This window comes from Dyadobacter sp. CY312 (assembly GCF_021390535.1).
Lineage (GTDB): Bacteria > Bacteroidota > Bacteroidia > Cytophagales > Spirosomataceae > Dyadobacter.
In genome coordinates this window covers 580,970-593,391 of the sequence record NZ_JAJUXG010000001.1, presented here as the reverse complement: position 1 = coordinate 593,391, position 12,422 = coordinate 580,970, and the positions used below count along the sequence as shown (strand labels likewise).

Genomic DNA, 12,422 nt, shown 5'->3' with positions numbered 1-12,422 from the left:
TTATGAGAAATACAAAAAGTGATATTGTAGATAAGATGCTTGAAAAAGATCTTGTAGGTATGGATAAGCCAAAGATCACCAAGGTGGTTAACACTCTTCTGGAAGTTCTCAAAGGAGAACTGGTTGCAGGAAATAGCGTAACGTTCAAACATTTTGGATGCTTCAAACCATTGTACAAAAAGGCGAACGAAGGTGCAAACTTCCATAATCCAGGAACTAGAGTTATCATTCCAGGCAGATACAGAGTGTCCTTCACGGCAGCTGATAGTTTCCATGAAAAAGTCAACATTGGCAATAGAGAATTAGAATAATGGAATTAACAGGAACAGTCATTGATTTTCTACCAGAAGTATCAGGACAAGGCAAAAACGGAACTTGGCGCAAACAGGAATTCATACTTGAAATTCCTGGACAATATTCCAAAAAAGTATGTGTTGCCCTTTGGGGTGACAAGATTGATCAGTCTGGCTTGCAGTTAAATGATTCAATTACCGCTTCGATTGAAGTAGAAAGCCGTGAATACAATTCACGCTGGTACACAGAAGTGAAAGCATGGAAGATTGCTCGCAATGGTTATAACTATCAGCAGAATCCTGCTCTGGATGAACAACCACCTGTTGCTGATTTTCCTGATGCGGATGATTCAGATGATCTTCCATTCTGATAAAATGAAAAGGTGGCGGAATTGGTAGACGCTGAAAGTGAAGTCTCTTATAGATTGGTTGGCATTGTCAGTAGCCGTAAAATTAAAATCACATATTCTGACCTGAGTTTCTGGAAGTGTCCAGTATAAAAACAATCCCAAAACTCCAATCATGTAGGTTCAAGTCCTACCCTTTTCACAACATCAATGCAGTAGCTAAATGATGATTCAGCGCGCAATTACAGGGATGAGGGGCTGATCACTCCGAACCGACGAACGAGGTTTTCCGGTGAGCCGTATCACCGGAATTTTAAAACCTTCTATTAACCAAAACAGAAAATAGCAATGACACATGAAGAAGTTATCCAAAGGTTAGAATATGCCTTAGCAGAAGTTAAAGATAAAAAAATTGAAGGAGTAGCATTTTTCATTGCCGTTGATCTGGATGAAAACACTAGACAGATAGCGTCCGCACTGGATATGTCGAGCCATGATCTGATGGAAGCACACAAGGCTATTACTTCGATTTTGGCTGAGGATATTGCAAAAAGGAATCCCGCAATACAGCCAGTGCTAGATATGCTGCAAGATATGACGGGCGATAGAAGCCAAAATATGAAAATAAAACCAATGCCGACAGTGTCAAATTTTGAAATAAAAGCCCAGGAGGCCAGACAAAAAGGAATGACGCTGGAAGAATTTGAAGCCAGCCTTCTGGCAGGAGAGTAGTTTAATAAGTATCCATTTTATAAATGTTTAATGTATGGCAAGTTGGTATAAATCAGTAATCCAATACCTTAAGGAAGATAGTGCAGGAGCATTACAGACAATTAAGGAGTCTTATCTTTTCGATGCAGTTTCTTTTGCAGAAGCAGAAGCAAGATGTTATAAAAAGATTGTTACAGGAGCAAGCGATTTTTCTGTAATTGAAATTTCACGAGTTAAACTGGCAGATTTGTTTGTTTATGCTGATGGAGATAAATGGTATAAAGCCAAGGTAGTTTTTTTCTCTGTTGATGAGAAAAGTGGAAAGGATAAAAAAGTAACAAATTTTATATTAGTTAATGCGGACTACATCGATCAGGCATTACAACGTATAACGGAAAGCATGAGAAACTTTTTAATTCCTTACGAAACGACGGATATCAATTTGACCCCGATATTGGAAGTATATCCTTATACATCTGATGAAAATTTTGATGAAATACGTCATAAATTGAAACCAATAGATGAGTTAACTTCATTTTAATAGTCTTTTGTAGTGTGTGTAGATAGTTCGGATTAGCCCGGACTACTTGGTTCGGGTTAATTTTCTCTTTCAAACTCTATCAAAATGCAGCAACTCGCCAACGAGCGTTTCGTGATACTGCTGTGGTACGTTGCAGTACTTGTGGCTATCTATTTCGCAATAAGAATCATTAGAAGTTTTTTCAACTAATGGACGACAATTCGATCCTCACCACCACAAAATATAAGGGATACCGGCTTGCGGATGTACCGGAATCATTCCTTCGCTTTCAGTACGAAAGTAAAAGCAGCAAAATCAAAGGGGAGCTTCGGAAGTACATCGAAAGGAAATTTTACAACTCAATCCCATAATGGTTGACTAAGCGTATATAATAAGCCGTTAGGAATGAAAACGTGTGATGAATTAGGTTGTAACTATGCCGTATGGGGGCGGGGTAAGTGTAAAGGACATCAACGTTTGTTGCCCCCAAAACCGAAAAAGGAAAAGGTAGAATATCCACGGATGAAGCCGAAGGTGGCAAAAGAAAAGAAACCTAAACCAATTTCTAAAACCAGTAAAAAGTATGCAAAAGAATTATCGATTTACCACAGGGATCGTATTCCGTTTCTTGAAGCTAATCCGATTTGCCAGTTTCCTGGGTGTGGTTGCCCATCAACTGATCTACACCATGCCGGAGGACGAGGGAAAAACCTGAATGTGAAAAAACTTTGGCGAGCCTTGTGCAGACCTCACCATGATTGGGCGGAGAATAACCCGGTAGAAGCCAAAAAAATAAATTTATCTGTCAGCCGATTAGCGAAGTGAGAAAATGATTACAAAAATAGACCATGAAGTACGCAAGGCGCTTGGAATATCAGTGATTGCCTACTGCGTTGCGGATTACGTTCACAGATCAAAGCTGGATACAACTGCTGAGGGGATAGCTGGATACTTGGAACTATCTATACTGGATACTTGGGAAATAATAGAAAGTTTGAAACCATCAAAATTGATTGAGATCGGACAAAGGTCTGGAAAGTGCTCGGTTACTGCCAAATGGAAAGAAGCGGTAAAACCAGCTCCCAAAAATAAAGAGCGTGCCGGTGATCCTCTTAACCATGAATTAAGACTTATGATTGAAGAAATCAAGCCTGGTTATTACTGGATGGGTTATACGGATTATCACCACGCTGACTTGATGCTCGCTAACCTTCGCCATAAGTTCAGGATCAAATATCACCGTGAAGGTTCGAACGAGGAAATTTTAGCATCAGTTAAAAGGGTGCTCAGTTCCCTGCCAAAACTTGACTTCTGGAAGAGCGTTTGGGATGTGAAAAAGCTGGCCAATAATCTTGATTCTATCATTGGAAAGATCATTGAATTGTCTGAGAAAGAATCAAAAGGTAAGATCGTGGAATCGGCTCAATCAATCAAACAAGCAAGTTCGGAGTTCGTCCCAAAAACAAATTTCTAATGTCAAATTTACAGATTTACGGTGCCAGTGGTATTCCAGTAGAGGTTGAAAAGCAACTTCAACCGGTTGATCGGAAGATTGTTTCTCTTGCCAGGATTGACAGATCCCATAATCCAAAAATGAGTGAACAATCGGCTGGCCAATGGAAAGAGTTAATTGATAACATCCTTCTGAAAGCACAGGTTAAACTTTCATTGAAGCCAAAAACGAAAGAGGAAAATACACTTCTCATGGCGTGTATCAATGAGGATCTTGGAACTAAGTTTGGTCCACTGACGAGATTGGAAGTGTATGCTGCCTTGGATGCTGGTTTGGATGGTAGATTCTTGAAAGAGGGTGAATCACACGTATTCTTCAATCCTTCAAATTTAGTACAGTGGATCAAAGCATGGATAGTTGAAGTAAAACAGCCTGTAATGAGCCGTGTGAGTTCTTTGAAGGTTGTTTCAGAGGAAATCCCTGCACCGTCAGAACGTGAGCAAATGATTAATGCATTTCGGTTCTTTATACAAGCCGTCAAAAGTTCGAGAGAATCCGTCTCAATATATCAGGACTATGGTGGAATTGTTTTCTCGCTTCTTACAAAATTGGAGCTTATTGATCCGGTGTCGAAAGAGGATATTGAGGCAGTAGCAGTTCACCAGCTACATGAAGCCCAAATAGAAAGAGATAAATCCAAAATCAGAAATCTAAAACAGGTTCTTTCTGATATGGATTCCAGTCCAATAAGTGCAGTAAATAGTGTAAAGTCAATTGCAGAGCGTAAAGCAATTGAAAATAAAATCCGGATGATCATTTCCTGGGAAGAAGAGGATATCGTGGATTATCTGACATTGGTAAATGACACACTTAACGAATACTTTAAATCACTACTACAATGAGCCTATTCACAATTGATTATTTCGAACTTCTGTTTTTGGCAGAAGTTTGCATCCCTCCTACTCCAATTGCAAGAGCTATGTTCTGGGAGCGATTGTGTGGTGAATACCACGACAAAATGAAGCCTGAGGAAAGAAGGGGAATGTATGAAGCACTCAAACCACGATTGAAACCAGAAAATGAGGACTGTCAGCTTTTCGAAGCCAGATTTAATCCAGAAAATCAGTACCTCGTTGAAACACAGTTTGAGGATATAGCAAGAGAAATCGAGTGCTTCAAATTCAAGGATAATTTTCATACCAGTAAGGGGTGCTCAATAATTCCAGAATACATAATCAGCATCAAACCAAACTTTAACACACAATGAGAAAACTAGTAATATCTCCGAATAATCTACCCCAAAAGTTGCCACTGAACACCTTTCTTTTGGCGCTTATTCTGCTTCATCTTATTGGAGCTGCTGGCTGGCTCATTGGTGCGGTTGCCATGGTTATGGCCGTGTACTGCGTGTCAGAGCTTCTTCGCAAGGATGAGGAAATTGAACTGGATGTATTTAAGCACGACAATAAGGCTATCAATAAACATCACGTACCTGAAAACAAAGAAGTAAATCATGAGTAAACTTAAAATACTTGCACTGGATCAAGCAGAAAAGACAGGTTGGTGCTGCGGAACAGACCTATACGGTGAGTGGAATTTTAAAGTTCTCCGCGATGAATCTTCCGGAATGAAACTGATTCGCCTCCGTAGCAAATTACAGGAGCTGCACGAGGCTCATAATTTTAACCTTATAGTTCATGAGCGTACTGGTGGCCGGTTCAAAGACGATATCGCGAGTTCAGCGAAAATGGTTTCAGTGATTCAGGTTTTTTGTGAGGATAATGGTATTGATTTTACCGCGGTTTCTGCAACGGAGATTAAAGAATTCGCAACCGGTTCTGGCAAAGCAAAGAAAGAGGATATGGTTAAAGCTGCCAAAGAAAAGTACGGCTTTACTGGCACTTCCGATAATATAGCAGATGCAATTCATCTGTATCACCTCGCACAAGAACGGTACAATAAGTACGTATAAAACCATAAACCATGCAAGCTAAACAACAATTATTCGCACGCCTAAATGGCGGCAAGCGTTCACGCGTACAGCAAGTCGCAGCCGAATCCCGTGAGGAGTTAAAGCAAGCCAAAGAGAAAGAGGTCTTCATTGATCGTGGCAAAGTAATAAAAGTCAACCGTGCTGCTTATAGCAAGGAGCAAACTGAGGCAGTGTTTCATTGTCTTGCTCACATAGTTGCAATCCGTGACGCGCAATTCAAGTTGAAAGGAACTGAGTTCTATTCGGCCAGTTTGGAACGCGAAATGGATAAAATTTCATCGACAAAGTTGATGCCAATTTTCAAGCAAAATCCTCCTGGATATATAGCAGATACCACAATGGCAATGGCAGAAGTATTCTCTCAAATGTGCGACTTCTCTTTCCAATTGTCTTTGCAGCCTGAAAAGGTTCAGGAACGCTTCGAAAAGGAGTACAAGAATTTACTTATTAGTTGTGGCATCACGATATCCAAGTAATCATGCCAATAGATTACTCAAGATACCCGCCTGGCTGGAAGAAAGAAATTGTTCCGGCAGTTCTCAAACGAGCCAATAACAAATGTGAGTGCTGTGGATTGGAAAATGGCTCAACCGCTTATTCAATCAAGCTGGATGTCAAGGATGACAATGGCCGGTACAAAAAACGAACCATCTGGTTTCGATCAAAGGAGGATGCAGAACGAGAATGTGATCCTTACTATGAAGTGAAACCAGTTAAAGTAGTTCTCACTGTCGCTCACCTGGATCACGACGAAACCAATTGGGATGTTTCTCTGGATCGGCTCAAAGCAATGTGTCAGTTGTGTCATTTACGATACGACAGTAAAGAAAAATTTAGGCGATACGCTACCAAATATCAATAATCAAAATGGAAACAATAACACTTCATTCCACAGTCCCGGAATCTCTGGGAGAGTTTCACCTGAGTAATAAGGAATATTGCCAGTACTTATACTACCCGATAAAGCTCGCCGGCAGTTTCATACTTGAAATGGAACCAAGATTGCAATTCCTGAATCACTTGGTAACTTCAGCGCTTCTCAATGAAAACAAAGGCAAGGATTTTGACTGGTTGAAAAAGCAGTACGTCTATCTCACTGTAAAGCAAACTCTGGTTCCTAAAGGTATTGATCAGAATCGTCCAGGTTTTCATTCCGACGGCTTCGGAACAAATGATGTCCAGTATATCTGGTTTGATAAATTCCCTACTGAATTCATGATAGGTAATTATACGGTACCAGTTGATGATGTCGAATCAATGAGAGAATTTGAAAAGTTTGGAAACTGGATTTCTGCTATGAGAAAAAGTGATGGAACTTGGCACCAAAAAGAAAAAAATGGATTCTTCCACCAGCCATCACCATTCCACCTGTACCGGATAGATCAGAATCATATCCACAGAACCGTACCTGCACCAGAAACTGACGTTCGACTTTTTGTGAAGCTCACAATCAGTGAACATCGCTACGCCCAGGAAGGAAACAGCCACAATTACGGCCTGAACTACGATTGGGAAATGACACATCGCAAAACAGATCGCAATCAACCTCACCAGAAATAACCATGATAACAATTCATAAGTACATTCTTCCTATGCTGGAAGAAACAGAAACAGAAATGCCAGCTGGCGCCCGGGTGATTAGAGCTGAAATGAATGAAGGTTTCGTTAGTTGTTGGGCAATGGTATCAACCGATGCTGTGATGGTTAAAAAGAAATTTCGGCTTTACAAAACAGGTCAAGAAATCACAGCCGATACTAACAAGTTGAAGTATATCGGCATTGCAAACGTCCATGTGGGAATGGATCTGGGTATGCACGTTTTTGAAGTAATGTCATAGAGCGTATAAAGTAAAGAGTTAGTGAATGATCAAGTACGAAGATCTGGCAGTGGGTGACAAGATAGTGATCATCCACTACTGTCCAAAATCTCTGAATTCAATAATCGAAATACCTGCTAGAATAACCAAGGTAGGTGATTCTCAACAGCGCTGCATTCGGGTAGACAGCGAGTACCAGAAAAATCAATTAGTGTATGTCAAAGACATCAAGCATGAAGAAAAACGGAATGGGTTCTCACCAGAGCCATAATATGACTACGGATGAATGGCTAACTCCTCCGGAAATTGTCAAAGCTCTTGCTCCAATTGATTTGGATCCTTGTGCGCCAATTATTCAACCATGGAAGATAGCCGATAAGTGTTTTACAATTATCGATGATGGTCTGAATCAACCTTGGGAGGGATTCGTGTACTGCAATCCTCCTTATGGAAAAATGGCAGCAAAGTGGCTTGAAAAGTTAGCAAATCATGATAATGGTATTGCCCTAATTTTTGCCAGAACAGAAACAGAAATGTTTTTTGATTGGGTGTGGCCATACGCAGATTCACTTCTTTTCATAAAAGGTAGATTGACTTTTTGGAAAGTAGATGGTACGCCAGCACCATATAACGGTGGTGCTCCTTCGGTGATGGTTGCTTATGGTAAACATGCAAGAGCAAGATTAATCAAATCTGGAATTCCCGGACAATTATTAAATCTGAGATAATGGAACTTAAAGAAATCAAATCCGTAACGCTGTACAAGTTTTCGGATAACCAGAGCAAGCAAATTGGGATCTACGTCGAGCCAACAGGACCAGGTACAGGCAGGCTGATCATATCTACTCAATACAGAATCTTCCAGCGCTATTTCGACGGTTGCAATCCTGATATCCACACATTTCTTACAAAACAAACATTGGAGTCCATAGTTGGTGGATTATGTGATGAAGATCGGGATTACGATTACCTGATGAAATACCTCAAAGATGTCTGGCCGCTGTTCGTGGCGCAAATCAAAAATTCAACAATCAATTCTTAACAATCAAATTTCACAATCATGCAAAACGAAGAGAAAAAAGAATTTTGGGCCTTAATTTCTCTGATGGGTCACGTGACGCTGGCCGGCCATTTATCTGAGTACACAATGGGGGGGTGCTCATTTTTGAAACTTACAGTTCCCGAAACATCCAAACAACCTGAATGGACACGTCTTTTTAAAGACAATTCTGTCTACAGTATTGATCCTGTTACGGAGGAAGTAGCCAGGTACAAAGCAGAGCGATTGGATATTGCACCAATGTCCATATGGGAAGCAGACACTATGCTAAAAAAGCATCTTGAAGCAACAGGAAAAGTGATCATTCGTAAATCGGATCTTCCAGAAAGTTTTGCTTTGCCAGAGTCAGGTACGCATAACACGGAATTTAACGATGACGACGACGAAGGTCCATTTTAATCACTCGAACTGTTCGGAAATACCGGACAGTTCACATCACCAAACCAAAATTTTGCAATCATGAAAATTAATGTAACCGTAGATCTTGATGATTTCTTTTCAGAGGATAATGAAACATCATTCAGCGAAGAAATAAAGAATGATATCTCATATCGTGTCAAAAGTGAGCTTTATGGAATCTTTAAAAAGGAAATGCAGGATAAGTTCAACACTGGAATTATTGAGGAAATAAGAGCACATAAGGATGTTCTATTTGCGGAGACTATTGCTAAGATGATCCTTGAAAACAAAATCAAAAAGCAATATAGTACAGATGAAATGATCCCTGTTGCGCAGTGGATTAATGAAGAATTGGAACGATCAACACTTAACGATCGGAACGTAAATGAAATTCTATCGAAGCTGGTCAAAAGTACTGTTGAGCAGATAAGCGCCGAATTGAAAAACAGGTATGACCTTCTTTTTGCCTCTCAAATAGTTACTAAGCTCAATGCGAACGGGTTTCTGAAAGAGGATGTAGCCAAAATTTTGTTAAGCATTCCATCTTAAATAACCACTTCTATGAATTTTAAACTGATAAACCTTCCAAAATACGATGCACAGGTATTCTGTGGAAGAGACCTGGATGATGATGATGGAGAACTTGTGGAAATCAGAGCAGTCGTGAACACATTGGACGGTGATGATTTCTATCAGGAAAAAATCTTTGTTGATAGTGCATTCCATGCCAAAGTTTTCGTGGCTGGCTTTAACGGCAAGAAAGCCGCGCAATGGTTGGATGAACAAATTGAATCATGCGAATAGACAACGAACTCCTCCTGGAAGCTGTGAACACTTTCGGGAGGGACAATCAGATTAACATCATTGAAGAGGAATGTATTGAGCTGGCCACAGCCATTATCAAGATGCGCCGGAAGCTCACAGTGTCTTCAATGGAAAATCTGATCGACGAGCTGGCAGACGTGGCCATAGTAATGGGTTACGCTCCTATCCTATTTGATGAAGCTGCTATTCAGGAAAGAATCGACTTCAAACTTGAACGGCTTCGAATGAGAATCAATTCACGCAAGTCAAAAACTTGCTCAATCAACAACCAACAAAATGAAGAAACTATTTAGAATACTTTTTTGGCCATTTAAAACGGTGGGAATACTATTCGTTTGGTTCATTTTCCTTCTAATGTACAGCATAATAGCATTCTTTTCGTGGGTATATGATGATGAAGATTATCCTCAATACAGAAAGGATCTGGCTGATTTCTTAAAAATTAACCCGTTCAAAGACTGATGATACTACCATTCAGCCAGAAGTATAAGGATGGAACTCCGAACTACTTCCCCGAGAAAATAATAAACTCACTCAATTTGCCAAGAAATGAAAAGGCGAAAGTATTTCAATTGCTTTGCGATCACCACCGGCCAAATCAAGATGAATTCCTTGCTGGATCCTGCAATCCATTATGGAAGCACGAACCCAAGGTACACACCTTCCGAGAGGATAAGAACGAGCGATGGAAGCCAGGTCGTAAAATTCACTTTGTAGTTAATTGCAGAACCACCAGCATGTACACCTTTATCGAGGCCACATGCAAGTCCACGCAGAAAATTGAGATCATCCTTTCCGGATTAATTTCCAGACTACCTGAGATAATTGTGGATGGTCGCACACTTGACAAAGCAGAAACATGGCGGCTCCTAAAAAATGATGGCTTTGGCGGAGACCATTCACTGGACCACTTCAATTCGTGGTTTACGAAACCATTTTCTGGGAAGATTGTGCATTGGACAGACCTGAGATACTGATATGAGTTACCTGGAATACATCCTGAAATGGATCGAAAATGATCAGAACTACGAGAAGTTCATCACCATATTGGTATTGACAGTTTTGGGCCTTGCAGCAATAGCAGAAGCAGTTTTTGACAAAAAGAAATCATGAGAAGATTAGTTGATATTTTGGTTGATGCCTCAGATGGCAAAATACCTTCGCACGAGGAATGTTATTGGGCGCTGTTGATGCTCAAATCTGTGAACCACTTTCAGAAACGAGATCTTGAGGGTATTGAGGAAAGGTACCTTAAGTTTAAAGAAGATCCTTCTGATAAAAACCTGAAACTTCTATCAACGACATTAGGAATGCGGTTGGCTGGATTAGGAGAGAAAGCCCACAGAACAATGAGAACGGATCCACTTACTTATCTGGGTGATTCTGGTAATCCTTTTACTGAGGAGAACAAAGCGTGGAGTGATATGGGAGATAAAATTTTAAGTAAAGCCTTAAAGAAAATCGATGAAAAGAAAGATCATTAAGTGGTTTCAGGATATTCTGGGAATAACTGAACTGAAAGAGAAGTTGATTGAATGTGATCGTCAGATGGCAGTAATTGCATTGAAAAATGTAGGACTGAAAATGGAGCTTAAGGAGCTTAAAAGTACACTCGATGTTGGTGTAGATTATCATAGTGTAAGATCTCCAAGCTGGGCAATCGTCTGTGTGAATGGGAAGGCAGACTACATTAAATTGTTCACATTCAATCCTGGTTATGCAGACGAGATTAAAAGGTTTCTCAAAAACTTTGAGCCACAAAATATCACGATTGATCGCCCAATGGGATTACCCAAAGACATATTCATTAGAAAATAATGGCCGACTTCGTACTTGATAAAAGCGATCCGAATTACCGCGAACATTACAACCAGTTGATGTTTGCTCTGAATTCTAACAGCCCTCTAATTGTCCACATCAAACGTAAAACAAAAAAAAGGTCAATCCAACAAGGAAAGTATTACTTCGGTGTAGTTCTAAAGTATATAGAAGAGGAAACTGGATTGCATCCACTTGTGCTACATTTTTTATTTAAAGCTGAGTTCATCCCTTGGGTGGTTTTTGAAGATGATTTTGAATTGTCAACAAAGGATTTGGATATAGAACAAATGTGGGATTACATCGAGTTGGTCAGGAATTTCGCTGAAACGTTTTTACACGTAACTATTCCGGATCCATATTCCGTTCATAGGTAACAAATAAAGCCCGGGCAGAACGTCCGGGCTTTTTTCATGATACGTATTTTTGTTTGCTTATCCACCAACCTCAGGTGCTCTTGTTGCTGCCGTACTAGTACTTGGAATATATGACGTTTCGGTACCACCTAATTCCATTTGAGCGCACCCCATATAGAAGCTACCTGTAATTCCTAATGCAGAACCATTCATATCTACTAATTTAACTCTAAAGTTAACAGCAGTTGACTGTGTTAATATTCCTGATGTAGTTAAACGAACAATTCCATTGGGCAATGTTCTCACAGAAAAGGAATTAAGTGTAAATTGACCTACTGCTTGGTTAGTGCCTATGCTATTTGTAGTGAAATTATACCAACATTGTAATTGATTTGCATTTCCATTTCCGTTATCATACAATAAAAAATAAACCCAATCGCCAACTCCTTTTTTTAGATCAGCCGATACTGTATAAGTACCTCCGTTAGTTACGGATATTAACTGCAAAACAGAAGAAGATTGTGTAGTTTGATCCACTTTCGACATGTCAATAAGTCCACTTGCACCTACCGTAGAATTTTGAGTTATTGTTGTGCCTGATCCTTTTACCCATGTAGGTGTGGCTACTGCATTTGAGAATAATAACAAATTTGTTGCACCATTTCTTTCAAAAAACGCACCTTCTAATGCCAGAGTTGTAGGATTGTATTGAATCCTCGGAACATTAATTGCAGCAATTTTTCGGAGGCCAGCAGAGTTGTAATAAGTCGCAACACTGTTTCTCGAAAATCCTCGATTTTGCGAGGTCATTCCAAATAAATAGCTCATAA

The 12,422-nt window shown here is 40.0% G+C and carries 26 protein-coding genes; 25 read left to right on the top strand and 1 reads right to left on the bottom strand.

Going from position 1 to position 12,422, the window contains the following annotated elements; all coding sequences use genetic code 11:
- The first annotated feature begins 2 nt into the window (after positions 1-2).
- The 25 genes from LZG71_RS02805 to LZG71_RS02690 all read left to right on the top strand — a co-directional run bounded on the left by LZG71_RS02805 (position 3) and on the right by LZG71_RS02690 (position 11,236).
- Positions 3-311, top strand: a complete 309-nt coding sequence (locus tag LZG71_RS02805) for an HU family DNA-binding protein (RefSeq protein ID WP_233816767.1) — start codon at positions 3-5, stop codon at positions 309-311.
- Positions 311-664: a DUF3127 domain-containing protein gene (locus LZG71_RS02800; RefSeq protein ID WP_233816765.1), complete on the top strand. Its 354-nt coding sequence runs from the start codon at positions 311-313 to the stop codon at positions 662-664. Before LZG71_RS02805 ends, LZG71_RS02800 begins: the two co-directional genes overlap by 1 nt.
- A 324-nt stretch (positions 665-988) precedes the next feature.
- Positions 989-1,372, top strand: coding sequence for a hypothetical protein (locus LZG71_RS02795; RefSeq protein ID WP_233816763.1), 384 nt, complete (start codon positions 989-991; stop codon positions 1,370-1,372).
- A gap of 34 nt (positions 1,373-1,406) precedes the next feature.
- Positions 1,407-1,892, top strand: coding sequence for a DUF4494 domain-containing protein (locus tag LZG71_RS02790; protein ID WP_233816761.1), 486 nt, complete (start codon positions 1,407-1,409; stop codon positions 1,890-1,892).
- Positions 1,893-2,080: 188 nt separating this feature from the next.
- On the top strand, positions 2,081-2,242 hold the full coding sequence (locus tag LZG71_RS02785; RefSeq protein WP_233816759.1) for a hypothetical protein: 162 nt from the start codon (positions 2,081-2,083) through the stop codon (positions 2,240-2,242).
- Between the two features lie 34 nt (positions 2,243-2,276).
- The gene (locus tag LZG71_RS02780) at positions 2,277-2,696 is read left to right on the top strand and encodes a hypothetical protein (RefSeq protein ID WP_233816757.1); all 420 of its coding nucleotides are present in this window, start codon (positions 2,277-2,279) and stop codon (positions 2,694-2,696) included.
- A 4-nt stretch (positions 2,697-2,700) separates the two neighbouring features.
- Complete coding sequence (locus LZG71_RS02775) at positions 2,701-3,345, top strand: hypothetical protein (protein WP_233816755.1); 645 nt, start codon at positions 2,701-2,703, stop codon at positions 3,343-3,345.
- Positions 3,345-4,226, top strand: coding sequence for a hypothetical protein (locus LZG71_RS02770; RefSeq protein WP_233816753.1), 882 nt, complete (start codon positions 3,345-3,347; stop codon positions 4,224-4,226). The genes LZG71_RS02775 and LZG71_RS02770 overlap by 1 nt, the downstream gene beginning before the upstream one ends.
- Entirely contained in the window at positions 4,223-4,591 is a 369-nt protein-coding gene (locus LZG71_RS02765; RefSeq protein ID WP_233816751.1) for a hypothetical protein, read from the top strand. The genes LZG71_RS02770 and LZG71_RS02765 overlap by 4 nt, the downstream gene beginning before the upstream one ends.
- Positions 4,588-4,845, top strand: coding sequence for a hypothetical protein (locus LZG71_RS02760; RefSeq protein WP_233816749.1), 258 nt, complete (start codon positions 4,588-4,590; stop codon positions 4,843-4,845). Before LZG71_RS02765 ends, LZG71_RS02760 begins: the two co-directional genes overlap by 4 nt.
- The gene (locus LZG71_RS02755; RefSeq protein WP_233816747.1) at positions 4,838-5,296 is read left to right on the top strand and encodes a hypothetical protein; all 459 of its coding nucleotides are present in this window, start codon (positions 4,838-4,840) and stop codon (positions 5,294-5,296) included. The genes LZG71_RS02760 and LZG71_RS02755 overlap by 8 nt, the downstream gene beginning before the upstream one ends.
- An 11-nt stretch (positions 5,297-5,307) precedes the next feature.
- Positions 5,308-5,793 (top strand): hypothetical protein, encoded by a 486-nt coding sequence (locus LZG71_RS02750; RefSeq protein ID WP_233816746.1) that lies wholly within the window; start codon positions 5,308-5,310, stop codon positions 5,791-5,793.
- 2 nt (positions 5,794-5,795) lie between these two features.
- Positions 5,796-6,179, top strand: a complete 384-nt coding sequence (locus LZG71_RS02745; protein ID WP_233816744.1) for a hypothetical protein — start codon at positions 5,796-5,798, stop codon at positions 6,177-6,179.
- Positions 6,180-6,184: 5 nt separating this feature from the next.
- Positions 6,185-6,877, top strand: coding sequence for a hypothetical protein (locus tag LZG71_RS02740; RefSeq protein ID WP_233816742.1), 693 nt, complete (start codon positions 6,185-6,187; stop codon positions 6,875-6,877).
- A 2-nt stretch (positions 6,878-6,879) separates the two neighbouring features.
- Entirely contained in the window at positions 6,880-7,155 is a 276-nt protein-coding gene (locus tag LZG71_RS02735) for a hypothetical protein (protein ID WP_233816740.1), read from the top strand.
- Between the two features lie 194 nt (positions 7,156-7,349).
- Positions 7,350-7,862: a phage N-6-adenine-methyltransferase gene (locus tag LZG71_RS02730; protein WP_233816738.1), complete on the top strand. Its 513-nt coding sequence runs from the start codon at positions 7,350-7,352 to the stop codon at positions 7,860-7,862.
- Positions 7,862-8,176, top strand: a complete 315-nt coding sequence (locus LZG71_RS02725) for a hypothetical protein (protein WP_233816736.1) — start codon at positions 7,862-7,864, stop codon at positions 8,174-8,176. The genes LZG71_RS02730 and LZG71_RS02725 overlap by 1 nt, the downstream gene beginning before the upstream one ends.
- An 18-nt stretch (positions 8,177-8,194) precedes the next feature.
- A complete protein-coding gene (locus tag LZG71_RS02720) occupies positions 8,195-8,593 on the top strand; it encodes a hypothetical protein (protein ID WP_233816734.1) in 399 nt (132 codons plus the stop codon).
- Between the two features lie 60 nt (positions 8,594-8,653).
- A complete protein-coding gene (locus tag LZG71_RS02715) occupies positions 8,654-9,142 on the top strand; it encodes a hypothetical protein (RefSeq protein WP_233816733.1) in 489 nt (162 codons plus the stop codon).
- Between the two features lie 12 nt (positions 9,143-9,154).
- The gene (locus tag LZG71_RS02710) at positions 9,155-9,397 is read left to right on the top strand and encodes a hypothetical protein (RefSeq protein ID WP_233816730.1); all 243 of its coding nucleotides are present in this window, start codon (positions 9,155-9,157) and stop codon (positions 9,395-9,397) included.
- Positions 9,388-9,711 carry a hypothetical protein gene (locus LZG71_RS02705; protein ID WP_233816729.1) on the top strand — a complete coding sequence of 108 codons (324 nt, stop codon included), beginning with the start codon at positions 9,388-9,390 and terminating at the stop codon, positions 9,709-9,711. The genes LZG71_RS02710 and LZG71_RS02705 overlap by 10 nt, the downstream gene beginning before the upstream one ends.
- 168 nt (positions 9,712-9,879) lie before the next feature.
- On the top strand, positions 9,880-10,395 hold the full coding sequence (locus tag LZG71_RS02700) for a hypothetical protein (RefSeq protein ID WP_233816727.1): 516 nt from the start codon (positions 9,880-9,882) through the stop codon (positions 10,393-10,395).
- Position 10,396: 1 nt separating this feature from the next.
- The gene (locus tag LZG71_RS30430; RefSeq protein ID WP_255712664.1) at positions 10,397-10,531 is read left to right on the top strand and encodes a hypothetical protein; all 135 of its coding nucleotides are present in this window, start codon (positions 10,397-10,399) and stop codon (positions 10,529-10,531) included.
- Positions 10,528-10,902: a hypothetical protein gene (locus LZG71_RS02695; RefSeq protein WP_233816725.1), complete on the top strand. Its 375-nt coding sequence runs from the start codon at positions 10,528-10,530 to the stop codon at positions 10,900-10,902. The genes LZG71_RS30430 and LZG71_RS02695 overlap by 4 nt, the downstream gene beginning before the upstream one ends.
- Positions 10,883-11,236, top strand: a complete 354-nt coding sequence (locus LZG71_RS02690) for a hypothetical protein (RefSeq protein ID WP_233816723.1) — start codon at positions 10,883-10,885, stop codon at positions 11,234-11,236. Before LZG71_RS02695 ends, LZG71_RS02690 begins: the two co-directional genes overlap by 20 nt.
- A gap of 434 nt (positions 11,237-11,670) precedes the next feature.
- On the opposite strand, the gene LZG71_RS02685 is transcribed toward LZG71_RS02690, so the two are convergent.
- Positions 11,671-12,420, bottom strand: a complete 750-nt coding sequence (locus LZG71_RS02685; RefSeq protein ID WP_233816721.1) for a hypothetical protein — start codon at positions 12,418-12,420, stop codon at positions 11,671-11,673.
- Positions 12,421-12,422 lie beyond the last annotated feature (2 nt).